13 protein-coding genes and 1 pseudogene are annotated in these 15914 nt (G+C 72.5%); all 14 read left to right on the top strand.

The annotated features are described in order from the left end of the window. Positions 1-261 precede the first annotated feature (261 nt). Positions 262-690, top strand: a complete 429-nt coding sequence (gene mraZ / locus ACE3QY_RS14045; protein WP_374456643.1) for a division/cell wall cluster transcriptional repressor MraZ — start codon at positions 262-264, stop codon at positions 688-690. A 256-nt stretch (positions 691-946) separates the two neighbouring features. Further along, complete coding sequence (locus ACE3QY_RS14050; RefSeq protein ID WP_374456644.1) at positions 947-1108, top strand: hypothetical protein; 162 nt, start codon at positions 947-949, stop codon at positions 1106-1108. A 2-nt stretch (positions 1109-1110) separates the two neighbouring features. Then, positions 1111-2100: a 16S rRNA (cytosine(1402)-N(4))-methyltransferase RsmH gene (gene rsmH, locus ACE3QY_RS14055; RefSeq protein ID WP_374456645.1), complete on the top strand. Its 990-nt coding sequence runs from the start codon at positions 1111-1113 to the stop codon at positions 2098-2100. Further along, entirely contained in the window at positions 2097-2666 is a 570-nt protein-coding gene (locus tag ACE3QY_RS14060; RefSeq protein WP_374456646.1) for a hypothetical protein, read from the top strand. The genes rsmH and ACE3QY_RS14060 overlap by 4 nt, the downstream gene beginning before the upstream one ends. A 134-nt stretch (positions 2667-2800) precedes the next feature. Beyond that, positions 2801-4528 (top strand): peptidoglycan D,D-transpeptidase FtsI family protein, encoded by a 1728-nt coding sequence (locus tag ACE3QY_RS14065; protein WP_374456647.1) that lies wholly within the window; start codon positions 2801-2803, stop codon positions 4526-4528. Between the two features lie 17 nt (positions 4529-4545). After that, a complete protein-coding gene (locus ACE3QY_RS14070) occupies positions 4546-6075 on the top strand; it encodes a UDP-N-acetylmuramoyl-L-alanyl-D-glutamate--2,6-diaminopimelate ligase (RefSeq protein ID WP_374456648.1) in 1530 nt (509 codons plus the stop codon). Then, positions 6072-7460 (top strand): UDP-N-acetylmuramoyl-tripeptide--D-alanyl-D-alanine ligase, encoded by a 1389-nt coding sequence (murF, locus tag ACE3QY_RS14075; RefSeq protein WP_374456649.1) that lies wholly within the window; start codon positions 6072-6074, stop codon positions 7458-7460. Before ACE3QY_RS14070 ends, murF begins: the two co-directional genes overlap by 4 nt. Next, positions 7457-8569 (top strand): phospho-N-acetylmuramoyl-pentapeptide-transferase, encoded by a 1113-nt coding sequence (gene mraY, locus ACE3QY_RS14080; protein WP_374456650.1) that lies wholly within the window; start codon positions 7457-7459, stop codon positions 8567-8569. Before murF ends, mraY begins: the two co-directional genes overlap by 4 nt. A 10-nt stretch (positions 8570-8579) precedes the next feature. Next, on the top strand, positions 8580-10043 hold the full coding sequence (gene murD / locus ACE3QY_RS14085) for a UDP-N-acetylmuramoyl-L-alanine--D-glutamate ligase (protein ID WP_374456651.1): 1464 nt from the start codon (positions 8580-8582) through the stop codon (positions 10041-10043). A 25-nt stretch (positions 10044-10068) separates the two neighbouring features. Beyond that, the gene (gene ftsW / locus ACE3QY_RS14090; RefSeq protein WP_374456652.1) at positions 10069-11340 is read left to right on the top strand and encodes a putative lipid II flippase FtsW; all 1272 of its coding nucleotides are present in this window, start codon (positions 10069-10071) and stop codon (positions 11338-11340) included. Between the two features lie 10 nt (positions 11341-11350). After that, entirely contained in the window at positions 11351-12433 is a 1083-nt protein-coding gene (gene murG, locus ACE3QY_RS14095) for an undecaprenyldiphospho-muramoylpentapeptide beta-N-acetylglucosaminyltransferase (protein ID WP_374456653.1), read from the top strand. After that, a complete protein-coding gene (gene murC, locus ACE3QY_RS14100) occupies positions 12430-13842 on the top strand; it encodes a UDP-N-acetylmuramate--L-alanine ligase (protein WP_374456654.1) in 1413 nt (470 codons plus the stop codon). Before murG ends, murC begins: the two co-directional genes overlap by 4 nt. Continuing rightward, on the top strand, positions 13843-14577 hold the full coding sequence (locus tag ACE3QY_RS14105) for a cell division protein FtsQ/DivIB (RefSeq protein ID WP_374456655.1): 735 nt from the start codon (positions 13843-13845) through the stop codon (positions 14575-14577). 232 nt (positions 14578-14809) lie between these two features. Then, positions 14810-15755: pseudogene (gene ftsZ / locus ACE3QY_RS14110) on the top strand (cell division protein FtsZ); the annotation flags it as partial. Positions 15756-15914 lie beyond the last annotated feature (159 nt).

The following is a 15914-nucleotide window of genomic DNA, read 5'->3' on the forward strand; positions in this document are numbered from 1 at the left end:
GTCCTCCACTTCGCTCCACCACTCGCGCCTCTCGTCCCCCACCGGCGCTCCACCCGGACCCCGTTGAGCGTGGACGGGGCCGATCTCACGCTCAGGCGAGCCTTCCGCAGCGGGGGAGCGGCCCGGTCGGCCACGCCCGGAAATCGCCGAAATTCGCGCTCGCAACACGCTCGATCTGGTTGACGGTGGAGGGAAGTGGGGTAATGTGGGGCGAAGTGGGGGGCAGGGTCGATCTACCCGCCGAGCCAGGGGAGGTGCCGGATGTTCTTCGGCACCTACACGCCCAAGCTCGACGAGAAGGGCCGCCTCTTCCTCCCGGCGAAGTTCAGGGACGAGCTGACGGAGGGACTCGTGGTGACCAGAGGACAGGAGCGCTGCCTCACTGTCTGGTCGCTGGAGGACTTCGGTCGGCTCACCGACCGGCTCCGCGAGGCGCCGGTCACGCAGAAGAGCACCCGTGACTACGTCCGCATGCTGTTCGCGGCCGCCAGCCAGGAGGTGCCGGACAAGCAGGGCCGGATCAACATCCCCGGACCCCTGCGGGAGTACGCGTCACTCCGCAAGGAGTGCGTGGTCATCGGGTCGATGAACCGGATCGAGATCTGGGACCCGACGGCCTGGGCGACCTACTCCGAGGAGCAGGAGCAGAAGTTCTCCGAGCTCAGCGACGAGGTCTTCCCGGGCATCTGAGCCACCTGAACCACCTGACAACACCACAGCTGACACCCGGACCCGCATCACCAGGTCTCGAGCCCGCTCCCTCGCGTGCCATCTGGGGCACTTCCCCGGCACCAGAGGGCATCCCATCGCCAAGGGAGCGGGCAGGGACCTGGTGCGGCGGCTCACCCCGTGCCACTCAGGCGGGGCGTGTCAGCCGCACCGCCAGCACCAGCCCAGCACCAGCCAGCACCAGCCAGCAGCACACAGCAGTCAGTGGGGTCGAGAGATGAGCACCACCCAGCCCTGGGCACGCACCACGGCGGCACCGCCGCTGCGGGTGCGCGACCAGGCGCGCGCGGCGGCCGCCCTGATCGCGTTCTCCGCCGCCACGGCCTCCTGCCTGGCCTTCGCGCTGCTCCTGCTGACCCACCTGGGACGCCAGGGCTGAGCATGACGACTCCCAGCCACGCCCCGGTGCTCCTCGACCGGGTCGTCGCCCTGCTGGCGCCTGCACTCGAGGCGGAGGGCTCCGTCTACGTCGACTGCACGCTCGGCCTCGGCGGGCACAGCGAGGCCGTCCTGGAGCGGCTGCCTCAGGCACGGGTGATCGGCATCGACCGCGACCCGACCGCTCTGGAGATGTCGACCGAGCGCCTCGCGCCGTACGGCGATCGCTTCACCGCCGTGCACGCGGTGTACGACGAGCTGCCCGAGGTCGTCGGCAGCCTCGGCCTCGCCCACGTCGACGCCGTCTTCTTCGACCTCGGCGTCTCCTCGATGCAGCTCGACGTCCGCGACCGCGGCTTCGCCTACGCGGAGGACGCGCCGCTCGACATGCGGATGGACCCGACCACGGGGCACACCGCGGCCGAGCTGCTCAACACCGCCTCGGCCCAGGAGCTCACCCGGATCCTCCGGGAGTACGGCGAGGAGAAGTTCGCCAGCAAGATCGCCCGCGAGGTCGTCCGCCGCCGTGACTCCCGTCCGTTCACGACGAGCGCCGAGCTGGTCGAGCTCCTCTACGCGACGATCCCCGCCCCGGCACGACGTACGGGCGGGCACCCGGCCAAGCGCACCTTCCAGGCGCTGCGGATGGCGGTCAACGACGAGCTGGCCGTCCTGCGCCGCGCGATCCCGGAGTCCATCGCGGTCATCGGCGTCGGGGGCAGGGTCGTCGTGGAGTCCTACCACTCGCTGGAGGACCGCCTCGTCAAGCGGGCCTTCGCCGACGCGACCCGCCTCGACGTGCCGCCGGACCTGCCGTTCGTGCCCGAGGGCGCCGAGCCCGCGCTCCGCCTGGTCACCCGCGGCGCCGAGCAGGCCGACGAGCACGAGATCGCCGAGAACCCCCGCGCCGCCTCCGTCCGCCTCCGTGCCGTCGAGCGCGTCCGACCTTCCGCACCGTCCGCTTCCCACCTTCCCCAGGGAGTCGTCAGATGAGCAGTCCCGCCCTGCAGGCCCGCACCCGCGTCACCCGGATCGCCCAGGAGGCGGTCGACAAGGCGCGGCTCACCGTCGTGCCCCGGGTGCGCACCCGGGCACCGCGGGTGCCGTTCGTGACGCTGGTCAGCCTGGTGCTGGTCGGTGGCATCGTCGGGCTGCTGCTCTTCAACACGTCGATGCAGCAGGCGTCGTTCGCGGCGTCCAGCCTCGAAGACCAGGCCGACACCCTCGCGGCGCGCGAGCAGACGCTGCGCATGGAGCTCGACGAGCTCCGCAACCCCCAGCGGGTGGCGCTCGAGGCGCAGCAGATGGGCATGGTCATCCCGAGCGCCCCGGTCTTCCTCGACCTCGAGACCGGCAGGACCAGCGGCGTGCGGACCCCGGCGACCCGCGAGAACGCCATCCAGCTGCTGCCGCCGGCCCCCATCAAGCCCAAGGTCCTGGCACCGGACCCGACGGTCGTCGAGGTGCCGGCCACCACGACGACCGAGGTCCCGCCCACGACGACGGACGCCAAGCAGGACACCCGTCAGGGCAAGCAGAGGAAGAACCGGGACCGGTGACGGCGCGGAGGCGCTGATCCGCCTCGCTCCGCCTGTAGAAATGTCGTCAGGGCACCACTGATCGGTGGGGCCGGGAAAGAGGGAGAGCAGTGCCCAGCACCCGCACCAGGCGTGGCGCCTCGCGAGGCGCGCCCATGCTGCGACTGCGCATCGGGTTCGTGCTGATCGCGATGGTGCTGTCCTTCTTCGGCGCCCGGCTGGTCCAGCTGCAGGGCGTCGACCCGCGCTCGTACGCCGCCATGGCCGCGTCCGAGGGCGCGGTGAAGGTGCCGCTGCTGGCCGAGCGCGGCGACATCCTCGACCGCAACGGCATCCCGCTGGCCGACTCCATCAACGGCAAGGTCGTCTTCGCCGACCCCTCGCTGACCGCCGACAAGGCGCCCGAGATCGCGCGGCTGCTCTCCGACCGGCTCGCGGTCGACTACTTCAAGACGCTCACCGCGCTGCGCGGCCGGCGCGAGGGCAGCCGCTACGAGTACATCGCTCGTCGCGTGCCGAGCACGCTGGCGACCGACACCGTCGCCGAGCTCGAGGAGCTCGGCTACACCGGCATCGGCACCGACGACGACCCGATCCGCGACTACCCCGCGGGCGACGTCGCGTCCAACCTGGTCGGCTACATGGGCACCGACGAGCCGCTCGGCGGCTTCGAGCGGACCTTCGACAAGCAGCTCGCCGGCATCGACGGCGAGGCCACCTGGCAGTCGTCCTCCAGCAAGAGCGTGCGCATCCCGCTGCGGGAGAGCACGGTGAAGGAGCCGCAGGACGGCACGCCGCTGCGCACCACCATCGACCGCGACCTCCAGTGGTTCACCCAGAAGGTGCTGGCCCAGACGGTCCAGCAGTACAAGGCTGCGAGCGGGTCGGCGGTGGTGCTCGACACCCGCACGGGGGAGACCCTGGCGCTGGCCGACGTGCCGACCTTCGACGCCAACACGCCCAACGAGGCCGAGAAGGAGGACCTCGGCTCCCGCGCCATGAACGACACCTACGAGCCGGGCTCCGTCGAGAAGGTGCTCACGGCCGCCTCGCTCATCGACGCCGGCAAGGCGTTCCCGCGGCAGAAGTTCAAGGTGCCCGGCAGCCTGCCCCGCCAGGACCGCGTGATCGGTGACTGGTTCGACCACGGCATGATCCGGCTGACCCTGGCGGGCATCATCGCGAAGTCGTCCAACATCGGCACGGTGCTGGCCGCCGACGCGTTCACGCCCGCGGAGCTGGTGGCGTACCTCGAGCGCTTCGGCCTCGGCCAGAAGACCGATGTCGGCGTGCGCGGCGAGACCCCCGGCATCCTCACGCCCGGCGAGGTGATGACCTCGCAGACCAAGGACCGTGTCGCCTTCGGCCAGTCGCTCTCGGTCAACGTGCTGCAGATGGCGGCGGCGGTCAACACGATCGCCAACGGCGGCGTGCGGGTCTCGCCGAGCCTGATCTCCGGGAGGGCCACCACCGACGACGGCCTCACCGTCGGCACGGACGTGGCGACGCGCACCCGCGTGGTCAGCAAGGAGGCCGCCCGCGCGACCGCGAAGATGATGGAGAAGGTCGTCGACCCGGAGGACGGCGTGGCCCCTCGGGCGCAGGTCCCCGGCTACCTCGTGGCCGGCAAGACCGGCACGGCCCAGCGCGTCAACCCCGTCACCGGTCTCTACGACGGCAGCACGTCGCTGTCGTTCGGCGGCTTCGCGCCGGCCGACGACGCCCGCTTCACCGTCTACGTCGTGATCCACGCCCCGAAGGTCGACGGTGGCGGTGGCTCGGTGGCGGGCCCGGTGTTCTCGCGGATCATGGGCTACGTCCTCGGGCGCTACGGCGTCGAGCCGACCAACGGCAAGCCGTCGCGTCTCCCCGTCGAGTGGTGAGTCGATACGCTCGGTCGGTGGATGCGTCAGCGAGCCCGACCCGGCCCCGGTCCGCGCCCTCGACGCCCGCACGGGAGCTCGCCGAGTGGCTCGGCCGCACCACCGACGTCGGCATCCACGGTGACCTCGACGTCGCCGTGTCCGGCATCTCGCTGAGCACCGCACGCATCCAGCCCGGTGACCTGTACGCCGCCCTCCCGGGCGCGCGGGCCCACGGCGCCGACTTCGCGGGGCAGGCCCTCGCCGCCGGCGCCGCGGTCGTGCTCACCGACCCGGCCGGGCTCGAGCGGCTGCCCGCCGGCACGGCGGCGATCGTCGTGCCCGAGCCGCGCCGGGTCCTCGGCGTCCTCGCCGCCCACCTCTACGGCGACCCGGCCGCCGGCCTGCGCGTCATCGGTGTCACCGGCACCCAGGGCAAGACCACCACCACGCGTGTCCTGGAGCAGGGTCTGACGGCCTCCGGTGTCTCGTCCGCGGTGATCGGCACCGTCGGCACCCGGATCGCCGGGGAGGCGGTCAAGACGCAGCTCACCACCCCCGAGGCGCCCGACCTGCACGGCCTCTTCGCCCTGATGCGCGAGCGTGGCGTCGACACCTGCGCGATGGAGGTCTCCAGCCACGCGCTGGTGATGGGCCGCGTCGACGGCGTCGTCTTCGACGTCGCGGTCTTCCTCAACCTCGGCCGCGACCACCTCGACTTCCACCCCACCGTCGACGACTACTTCGCCGCCAAGGCGAGCCTGTTCACGCCCGAGCGCGCCGTGCGCGGCCTGACCAACGTCGACGACGCGTTCGGTCGTCGGCTGCTCGACGTGGCGACCGTCCCGATGTCGACGTACTCCTCCCGCGGGCAGGACGCCGACTGGCGCGCAGTGGACGTCGTCCTGTCGCCCACGGGCGCGACGTTCACCGTCCTCGGCCCCGGCGTCGAGGTGCCGGCGGCGGTCAACATCCCCGGCGAGTTCAACGTGTCCAACGCGCTGGCCGCGATCGCGTCCGCCGCGCTGGCGGGGCTCGACCCCGCACAGGTCGCCGACGGCATCGCCCGCGTCGGTGGTGTGCCCGGCCGCCTCGAGCAGGTCTCGGAGGGCCAGGACTACTCCGTCGTCGTCGACTACGCCCACAAGCCCGACGCCCTCGAGGCGGTGCTCGCCACGCTGCGCCCGCTCACCGAGGGGAAGGTCGTCGTGGTGATCGGCGCCGGCGGCGACCGCGACACCCTCAAGCGGCCGGTGATGGGCGAGATCGCCGCCCGGCTCGCCGACCTGGTCGTCGTGACGGACGACAACCCGCGCACCGAGGACCCGGCCGCCATCCGCGCGGCGGTGCTGGAGGGTGCGCGCGGGGGGCGGGCGGAGGTGCTGGAGATCGGCGACCGCCGGCTCGCGATCCGCGAGGCGGTGCTGCGCGCCGAGCCCGGTGACGTCGTCCTCGTGGCGGGCAAGGGCCACGAGACCGGGCAGGAGGTCCACGGCGAGGTGCACCCGTTCGACGACCGCGTCGTCGCCGCCGAGGAGATCCGGGGCCGTGGGGACGTGGGCGGATGATCGAGATGACGCTCGCGGAGGTCGCCGACGTGGTCGGGGGAGTGGCCCACGGGGAGGCGACCGTCACCGGCGGCGCCTTCCTGGACACCCGCACGCCCGAGCCCGGCGGCCTGTTCGTCGCGATCGCCGGTGAGCGGGTCGACGGACACGACTTCGCGTCCGCCGCGGGCGAGGCCGGTGCGGCCGCCGTGCTCGGCAGCCGTCCGACCGACCTGCCCACGGTGGTGGTGGACGACGTCACCGCCGCGCTCGGGCGGCTGGCCCGCCACGTCGTCGACCGGCTGCCCGACGTGGTCGTGCTGGCGATGACCGGCTCGCAGGGCAAGACCGGCACCAAGGACTTCCTCGCCCACGTGCTGGCCGAGTCCGGTCCCACGGTGGCGACCCGCGGCAACTTCAACAACGAGCTCGGCGTGCCGCTGACGGTCCTGCGGGCCACCGAGGAGACGAAGTACCTCGTCGTCGAGATGGGCGCGCGCGGCGTCGGCCACGTCGCCGAGCTCTGCGCCATCGCGCCGCCGCACGTGGCAGCGGTCCTCAACGTCGGCACCGCCCACATCGGCGAGTTCGGCAGCCGCGAGGCCATCGCGCAGGCCAAGGGCGAGATCGTCGAGGCGCTCGGCGCTGGCGGCGCGGCCGTGCTCAACGCCGACGACGACCTCGTCGCGGCGATGGCGTCGCGCACCGACGCGCAGGTGGTGACCTTCGGCGGCGCGGGCGCTGACGTCGCGGTCGGCGAGATCACCAGCGACGACCTCGGCCGGCTGTCGTTCGAGCTGCGCCACCGCGGCTCCGGCGCGACCGTCCACCTCGCGCAGGTCGGCGCCTACCAGTGGCGCAACGCGGCCGCCGCGGCCGCGATGGCCCTCGCCGCGGGTGTCGACCTCGACACGGTCGCGGACGCGCTCGGCGACGCCGTGCCCGCGAGCCGCTGGCGGATGGAGCTGCACGAGCGCGCGGACGGTCTCGTCGTCGTCAACGACGCCTACAACGCCAACCCCGAGTCGATGAGGGCCGCGCTCGAGACGCTCGCCGGCATCGGCGCGCGCAGCGGGCGGCGTACGGTCGCGGTGCTGGGGGAGATGCTCGAGCTCGGCGCCGGGGCCGCGGAGGCCCACACCGGCGTCGGCGCGTACGCCGCCGCGGCCGGGGTCGACGTGCTCGTCACCGTCGGACCCGCTGCGGGCGACATCGCGGCCGGTTTCGACGCGGCCGGATCGGCCGGTGTGGCGATCACCACGGCGGGGCGTGACGCGGCCTCGGAGTGGCTGCGGCACAATGTCTCGGCTGCTGATGTCGTCCTGGTGAAGGCATCACGGGGGGCTGCGCTGGAAGTGATCGCCGACGAGCTCCTCGTTGTGGAGGAAGGGAGAAGCACGAGATGAGAGCCATCCTGTTCGGAGGAGGACTCTCCCTGCTGATCTCGCTCCTCGGCACGCGCTACGCGATCCGGTTCTTCACGCGGCAGGGATTCGGCCAGCCGATCCGCGACGACGGGCCGACGACCCACCACACCAAGCGCGGCACGCCCACCATGGGCGGTGCGGTGATCGTGCTGGCCACCGTCGTGGGCTACTTCGCCGCGAAGGTGATCACGCAGTCCGCGCCGACCGCCTCGGCGCTGCTGCTGCTGTTCCTCTTCGTGGGTCTGGGCACCGTCGGCTTCCTCGACGACTTCCTCAAGGTCAGCCGCCAGCACAACCTCGGCCTCCGCAGCCGCGCCAAGATGATCGGCCAGACGGTCGTCGCGGTGGTCTTCGGCTTCCTCGCCCTGTCGCCGGCGCTCGAGGACGAGCGCGGCTGGCGCCCGGCGTCCGACCACATCTCCTTCATCCGCGACTACGAGGGCTTCGCCCTGCCGATCGTCCTCGCGATGCTCCTCGTCTGGTTCTTCGTGACCGGCTTCAGCAACGCGGTCAACCTCACCGACGGCCTCGACGGCCTCGCCGCCGGGTCCTCGATCCTCGTCTTCGCCGCCTACACGCTGGTCAACATCTGGCAGAACAGCCAGTCGTGCGCCCTCGAGGCCGGCCCCAAGTGCTACGAGGTGCGCGACCCGCTCGACCTCGCCGTGGTCGCCGCGGCCATCACCGGCGCCTGCTTCGGCTTCCTCTGGTGGAACGCCTCGCCGGCGCAGATCATCATGGGCGACACCGGCTCCCTGGCCCTCGGCGGCGCGATGGCCGGCTTCGCGATCATGACCCGCACCGAGCTGCTGCTGGTGATCATCGGCGGCCTCTTCGTCGCCGTCACCGTGTCGGTGATGATCCAGGTCTCGGTGTTCAAGGCGAGCCGCGCCAGCGGGTTGTTCCGGAGCATCTTCCGGGTCCAGCCCGGCCACCGGGTGTTCCGCATGACGCCGCTGCACCACCACTTCGAGATGCTCGGCTGGGAGCAGGTCACCATCGTGATCCGCTTCTGGATCATCACCGGGCTCGCCGTCGCCACCGGCCTCGGCATCTTCTACGCCGAGTGGGTCGCCGGCATCGGATGAGCACCCCACGATGAGCACCGACATCGACTCCCTCGGTCGCACCAGCGACTGGTCCGGCGTCCGCGTGGTGGTCGCCGGGTTCGGCGTGTCCGGCTTCGCGGCCGCCGACAACCTGCTCTTCCTCGGCGCGCAGGTCACCGCGCTCGACGAGGCCACCAGCACGGAGAAGGCCGAGAAGGCGCAGCTGCTGGAGACCCTCGGCGCGACCGTGCGCCTCGAGCCCGGCGCTACGTCAGTCCTCCCCGACGGGACCGACCTGGTCATCACCTCTCCGGGCTGGCGGCCCGATGCGCCCTTGCTCGCCCAGGCCACTGCGCGCGGCATCCCCGTGTGGGGGGAGGTCGAGCTCGCCTGGCGGCTGCGCGACCCCGAGCACCCCGCCCCGTGGCTGGCGGTGACCGGCACCAACGGCAAGACCACGACCGTCCAGATGCTGCAGTCGATCCTCCTCGCTGCCGGCCTGCGCGCGGTCGCCGTCGGCAACGTCGGCCTGCCGATCGTCGAGGCGGTGATGGACCCCGAGCCCTACGACGTGCTCGCCGTCGAGCTCTCCAGCTTCCAGCTCCACTACACCCACTCGATGTCGGCCGAGTCGGCCGCGGTCCTCAACATCGCCGAGGACCACCTCGACTGGTACGACGGCGCCGAGGGCATGCGCGACTACGCCGCCGACAAGGCCCGCATCTTCGAGCGCGTCCAGCGCGCCTGCGTCTACAACCTGGCCGACGCGGCGACCGAGGAGATGGTGCGCGACGCCGAGGTGGTCGAGGGCGCCCGCGCGGTCGGCTTCACCCTCGGCACGCCCGCGCCGGGCAACCTCGGGGTCGTCGAGGACCTCCTCGTCGACCGGGCCTTCATCGAGGAGCGGGCCACCAGTGCCGCCGAGCTCTGCACCCTCGGCGACCTGGCCTCGCCCGCCCCTCACTTCGTCGCCAACGCCCTGGCCGCTGCGGCACTGGCCCGCGCCCACGGCGTCAGCCAGCAGGCGGTGCGCGACGGGCTGCGCGCCTTCGTCCCCGACGGGCACCGCATCGCCCGCGTCGCCGAGGCCGACGGGATCACCTGGGTCGACGACTCCAAGGCGACCAACCCGCACGCCGCGCAGTCCTCGCTGGCGGCGTACGACCCCGTCGTGTGGGTCGCCGGGGGACTGGCCAAGGGAGCCCGCTTCGACGACCTGGTGGTCGCGGTGCGCGAGCGACTGCGGGGTGTCGTGCTCCTCGGCAAGGACCGCCAGGTCATCGCCGACGCTCTTTCGCGACACGCGCCCGATGTGCCGGTCATCGATGTGGGCGCCGACGAGACTGGTGCCCCGATGGAGCGCGTGGTCGACGCGGCCGTCCGGCTCGCCAGGAGTGGCGACACCGTGCTGCTGGCGCCGGGGTGCGCGTCCATGGACATGTTCACCAACTACGGCGCCCGCGGCGACGCGTTCGCGGCCGCCGTGCACGCCCACCTGGACCGCACCGACTGACCGACACATGAGGGGAGCGCGAGCGATGACGACCGCGAACCCCGAGGACGTCGCCACCGCGCCGGCCCGCACGCGCGCGCCGCTCGGGTCGGGCGTGGTCGCCGGCTGGCGCTCGGTGCGCGAGGCGCTCGACAAGCCGCTCGCCTCCTACTACCTGCTGCTCGGCTCCTCGGCGCTGCTGCTCACCATCGGCGTGATCATGGTGCTTAGCGCGTCCAGCGTCCGGTCGTACCTCACCTACGACGACTCGTACGCCGTGGTGAAGCGGCAGCTGATGTGGGTGGCCCTCGGCCTCCCCGCGGCGTGGATCGCCTCGCGGATGCCGATCAAGCACATCCGGCGGCTGGCCTACCCCGGCTTCCTCGTGGCCCTCGTCCTGCTCGGCCTGGTGGCGCGCTTCGGCGTGCTGATCAACGGCAACAAGAACTGGCTGGCCATCGGACCGGTCACCATCCAGCCGGCCGAGATCGCCAAGCTCGCGATCGTGCTGTGGGCGGCCAACATCTACGCCCACAAGGAGCGCCGCCTGCGCGAGCTGCACCACCTGCTGGTGCCCGTGGTGCCGGGCCTGCTCGCGGTGATCGGCCTGGTCCTCGTCGGCCGCGACCTCGGCACCGCGATGGTGCTCGGCATCATCATGCTCGGGATGCTGTGGGTCGTCGGCGCCCCGATGCGGCTCTTCGTCCTCAGCATCTCCATCCTGGGTGCGGCTGCCGTCGCGCTGGCCGCGATGGACCCCGAACGCCTCGAGCGCATCACGCACTTCACCGACCCCTTCAAGGACTACACCAACGCCGGCTGGCAGCCCGCCCACGGCCTCTACGCCCTCTCCAGCGGAGGCTGGTTCGGCCAGGGCATCAGTGCGTCGACCCAGAAGTGGGGCGACCTGCCTGAGGCGCACACCGACTTCATCTTCGCGGTGCTGGGGGAGGAGCTCGGCCTGGTCGGCACGATGCTCGTCGTGCTGCTGTTCTTCACCATCGCCTACGCCGCGATCCGGGTCGCGCTCAACACCGAGGACCCCTTCGTCCGCTACGCCACCTTCGGCATCGTGGTGTGGCTGCTCGGCCAGATGATGATCAACGTCGGCATGGTGCTCGCCGTCCTGCCCGTCATCGGCATCCCGCTGCCCATCGTGTCCTACGGCGGTTCGGCCCTGGTGCCGTCGCTGGTCGCGCTGGGCCTGGTCATCGGCTTCGCGCGACGCGAGCCCGAGGCGGCGGCGGCCCTGGCCGCCCGCAAGCGCAACCGGTCGGCGGGCCTCTCCACCGCGTCCCCTCCCGATCTCCGCCGCTAGATTTGGCCTGATGCGCGTTCTCCTCGCCGGTGGCGGTTCCGCCGGCCACACCTCACCCCTGCTCGCCACGGCCGACGCACTGCGCCGTCTCGACCCCGCGACCGAGATCGTCTGCCTCGGCACCCGCGAGGGTCTCGAGGCGCGGCTGGTCCCCGAGGCCGGGCTGCCGCTGGAGGTGGTGCCCCGGGTGCCGCTGCCCCGACGGCCCAGCGCCGAGCTGCTGCGCACCCCGACCCGGTTGCGCGCCGCGCGTGCCGCCGCCCTCGAGGTGGTCGACCGCGTCCGCCCCGACGTCGTCGTCGGCTTCGGCGGCTACGTCTCGGTGCCGGCCTACCTCGCGGCCCGCAAGCGCGGCCTGCCGATCGTGGTGCACGAGGGCAACACCATCCCCGGTGTCGCCAACCGGCTGGGCGCGCGGATGACGACCCACGTCGCGACCAGCTTCCCCGACACGGTGATCCCGCACGGCGTCTTCACCGGCCTGCCGATCCGCCGGATGATCTCCACGATGGACCGCGTGGCCCTGCGCGAGCAGGCGGTCACCACCTTCGGTCTCCGTCCCGACCTGCCGACGCTGCTGGTCACCGGCGGCTCGCAGGGTGCCGCTCGGATCAACGCCGCCGTCTCCGGCGCCGCACCGGCGCTCGCTGCCGCGGGGGTCCAGGTCCTGCACGTCGTCGGCCCCAGGCACGACCTGTCCGTGCCCTCCGGCGAGGTCCCCTACGTCGTGCTCAACTACGTCGACCGGATGGACCTGGCGTACGCCGCCGCCGACGCCGTGCTGTGCCGCGCCGGCAGCAACACCGTCACCGAGGTCTCGGGTGTCGGGCTGCCCGCCGTCTACGTCCCGCTGCCGATCGGCAACGGCGAGCAGGCGCTCAACGCCAAGCCCGTCGTCGACGCCGGCGGCGGCCTCCTCGTCGCCGACGGCGCCCTCACGCCGGAGTGGGTCGCGGCCAGCGTGCCCGGCCTGCTGACCGACGCCGACCGGCTCGCCGCGATGGGCGCGGCCGCGCGCGGGGTGATCCCGCTCGACGCCGACGAGAAGCTCGCCCGGATGGTCCTGGCCGCCGCGCAGGAGAAGACGTCGTGAGGATCCCGGTGCCCGACGAGATCCTCCCGGCGGCCGAGCTCGGCCGGGTCCACTGCGTCGGCATCGGCGGCGCGGGCATCTCCGCGATCGCCCGGATCATGGCCGCGCGCGGCGTGACCGTTACGGGCAGCGACGACCACGACACGCCGTTCCTCCCGGCACTGCGCGAGCTCGGCGTCACCTGCCACCTCGGCTACGACGCCGCCCACGTCGGCGACGCCGACACCCTCGTGGTGACCACGGCGGCGCGCGAGGACAACCCGGAGGTGCTGGAGGCACGGCGCCGCGGCCTGCGGATCCTGCCGCGCTCGGCCGGCCTCGCCGCGGTCATGGCGGGCTCGCGCGTCCTGGCCGTGGCCGGCACGCACGGCAAGACGACGACCACCGGCCTGCTCACCTCGGCCCTGCTCGCCGCCGGCGCCGATCCGTCGTACGCCGTGGGCGGGGTGCTGACCGCGACGGGCCGCAATTCCGACGCGGGCAGCGACGACCTGTTCGTCGCCGAGGCCGACGAGAGCGACGGCGCCTTCCTGGTCTACCGCCCCCACGCCGCGATCGTGACCAACGTGGAGGCCGACCACCTCGACAACTGGGGCACCGAGGAGGCCTACCACCGGGCCTTCGACGACTTCGCCGACACCGTCGACCGCGACGGCTTCCTGGTCTGCGTGGTCGACGACCCCGGTGCGGCGCAGCTGGCGCGCCGGGCCCGCGGGCAGGGGCTCGAGGTCCTGACGGTGGGGGAGTCGGCCGACGCGGGCCTGCGCATCCACGACCTGGTGCTCGAGGGCTCCACGTCCTCGTGCCGGGTCTCGCAGGACGGCCGCGACCTCGGCGAGCTGCGCCTGGGCATCCCCGGCCGCCACTACGTCCTCGACGCCGTCGCCGCGCTCGCGATGGGCCTGCGGCTCGGCTTCGCGTTCGACGCGCTGGCCGACGGGCTCGGACGGTTCACCGGGACCGGCCGCCGGATGGAGCTGAAAGGGGAGGTCGACGGCATCCGCGTGTACGACTCCTACGCCCACCACCCCGTCGAGATCCGCGGCGACCTCGAGGCGGCACGCGCCCTGGCCGGCGACGGCCGGGTCGTCGCGGCCTTCCAGCCCCACCTCGTCTCCCGCACGCGCATCTTCGGCGAGGCGATGGGCGAGGCGCTCGGAGCGGCCGACGAGGTCGTCGTGCTCGACGTCTATGTCGCCCGCGAGGACCCGGACCCCGCCGTGACCGGCCGCCTCGTCGCCGACGCCGTGCCTCTCCCTGCGCAGCAGGTCGCCTACGTCGACGGCCTCGACGCCGCCGCCCGCGCGCTCGCCGACCGCGCGCGTGCCGGCGACCTCGTCATCACCCTCGGCGCGGGCGACGTCACCACCGTCGGACCGCAGGTGCTCACCCTCCTCGGGGGTGCCTGAGTGGAGCAGGAGGAGCGCGCCGCCAGGCGCACCCGCCGCCGGTTCGCGCGCCGTCAGTGGGCCCGTCGCTGGCTGTCGCTGCGCTACGTCCTCGCCTTCCTCCTGGTCGTCGGGCTGGTGGCGACGTCGGTCTGGCTGGTGTTCTTCTCCGCCACCCTGCAGGTGAAGAAGGTCGAGGTCGTCGGCAACGAGCTGCTCAGCGACGGCCGGATCCGCGAGATCGCCGACATCCCGCTCGGCGAGCAGCTGGCCCTGGTCGACCTCGAACGCGCCGACGCGCGCATCGGCTCGCTCGCGGAGGTGAGGTCCGTCGACGTCACCCGCACCTGGCCCGACGCCGTACGCATCGAGGTCGTCGAGCGCACCGCGGTCGCCGTCGTCGAGCTCGCCGGCCGGCTGCGCGGGCTCGACGCCGACGGCGTGGTGTTCCGCGAGTACAGGAGCGCACCCAAGGGCATGCCCCGCATCCGGCCGGGCGGCGGCGCGGGCACCGACGCGCTCAAGGAGGCGGCCACCGTCGTCTCGGCGCTCCCCGAGGACCTCGCCACGCGCGTCGACCACGTCGAGGTCGCCACCGTCGACCAGATCACCCTGGTCATGCGCGACCAGCGCCAGGTGCTGTGGGGGAGCGCGGAGGAGTCCGAGCTCAAGGCCGAGGTCATCGACCGCCTGCTCGCGGCCCAGGAGGCCAGCGTGTACGACGTCAGCGTCCCCGGGAACCCGACCGTCCGCTGACATCGCCGCTGATTTCTTTGCCGACCCGCGTGTTGCGGGCGTGTCTGCGGAGTTTGGCGGCGTGCGCTGCCTATGGTCGTGCGAACGGCGAGGTTGACATAACTATAACCCTCAGGTTCACGGTTAGGGTTCCGCGGATCCCGAGGGTGGTGGATGTCCGGACCTCGTCACTTCCCCAAGCACTCCCGTACATCCGTTTCACACAGACCCACTCGAGGAAGGCCCCGGAGCCGTGGCAGCAGCGCAGAACTACCTGGCGATCATCAAGGTCGTGGGCATTGGTGGAGGTGGCGTCAACGCCGTCAACCGGATGATCGAGGTCGGCCTGAAGGGCGTCGAGTTCATCGCGATCAACACCGACGCCCAGGCCCTTCTCATGAGCGACGCCGACGTCAAGCTCGACATCGGCCGCGAGCTCACCCGCGGGCTCGGCGCCGGCGCCAACCCCGAGGTGGGCGCCAAGGCGGCCGAGGACCACGCCGACGAGATCGAGGAGGTGCTCAAGGGCGCCGACATGGTCTTCGTGACGGCCGGCGAGGGTGGCGGCACCGGCACCGGTGGCGCGCCCGTCGTGGCCCGCATCGCCCGCTCGCTGGGCGCCCTGACCATCGGTGTCGTGACCCGGCCGTTCGCCTTCGAGGGCCGCCGTCGGGCCAACTCCGCGGAGGAGGGCATCAGCCAGCTCCGCGAGGAGGTCGACACCCTCATCGTCATCCCCAACGACCGCCTGCTCTCGATCACCGACCGCAACGTGTCGATCCTCGACGCGTTCAAGCAGGCCGACCAGGTGCTGCTCCAGGGTGTCTCGGGCATCACCGACCTGATCACCACGCCCGGCCTGATCAACCTCGACTTCGCCGACGTGAAGTCCGTGATGGCCAACGCCGGCTCCGCGCTGATGGGCATCGGCTCCGCCCGCGGCGAGGACCGCGCGGTCGCGGCCGCCGAGATGGCGGTCTCCAGCCCGCTGCTCGAGGCCAGCATCGAGGGCGCGCACGGCGTGCTGCTCTCCATCGCCGGCGGCTCCGACCTCGGGCTGTTCGAGATCAACGAGGCCGCCGCGCTCGTGTCGCAGGCCGCCCACGCCGAGGCCAACATCATCTTCGGTGCGACGATCGACGACGCCCTCGGCGACGAGGTGCGCGTCACCGTGATCGCCGCCGGCTTCGACGGCGGCATGCCGAAGCGACGCTCCGACGGCAACGTCCTGCGCCAGGGCCAGCCGGCCCAGACCCAGGAGCAGACGCGCGCGGCGGCCCAGCAGATCGCCAAGGCCGCGGAGCCCGCCGCGGCGAAGCCGTCCACGCCGGCCAGCCCGGCCCCGGCCCAGACGACGT

The organism is Nocardioides sp. (genome assembly GCF_041913365.1).
GTDB lineage: Bacteria > Actinomycetota > Actinomycetes > Propionibacteriales > Nocardioidaceae > Nocardioides.

Bases quoted from the DNA above. Each gene is read 5' to 3' on its own strand.
- mraZ (WP_374456643.1), top strand. From the start codon at position 262: ATGTTCTTCGGCACCTACACGCCCAAGCTCGACGAGAAGGGCCGCCTC.
- ACE3QY_RS14050 (WP_374456644.1), top strand. From the start codon at position 947: ATGAGCACCACCCAGCCCTGGGCACGCACCACGGCGGCACCGCCGCTG.
- rsmH (WP_374456645.1), top strand. From the start codon at position 1,111: ATGACGACTCCCAGCCACGCCCCGGTGCTCCTCGACCGGGTCGTCGCC.
- ACE3QY_RS14060 (WP_374456646.1), top strand. From the start codon at position 2,097: ATGAGCAGTCCCGCCCTGCAGGCCCGCACCCGCGTCACCCGGATCGCC.
- ACE3QY_RS14065 (WP_374456647.1), top strand. From the start codon at position 2,801: ATGCTGCGACTGCGCATCGGGTTCGTGCTGATCGCGATGGTGCTGTCC.
- murF (WP_374456649.1), top strand. From the start codon at position 6,072: ATGATCGAGATGACGCTCGCGGAGGTCGCCGACGTGGTCGGGGGAGTG.
- mraY (WP_374456650.1), top strand. From the start codon at position 7,457: ATGAGAGCCATCCTGTTCGGAGGAGGACTCTCCCTGCTGATCTCGCTC.
- murD (WP_374456651.1), top strand. From the start codon at position 8,580: ATGAGCACCGACATCGACTCCCTCGGTCGCACCAGCGACTGGTCCGGC.
- ftsW (WP_374456652.1), top strand. From the start codon at position 10,069: ATGACGACCGCGAACCCCGAGGACGTCGCCACCGCGCCGGCCCGCACG.
- murG (WP_374456653.1), top strand. From the start codon at position 11,351: ATGCGCGTTCTCCTCGCCGGTGGCGGTTCCGCCGGCCACACCTCACCC.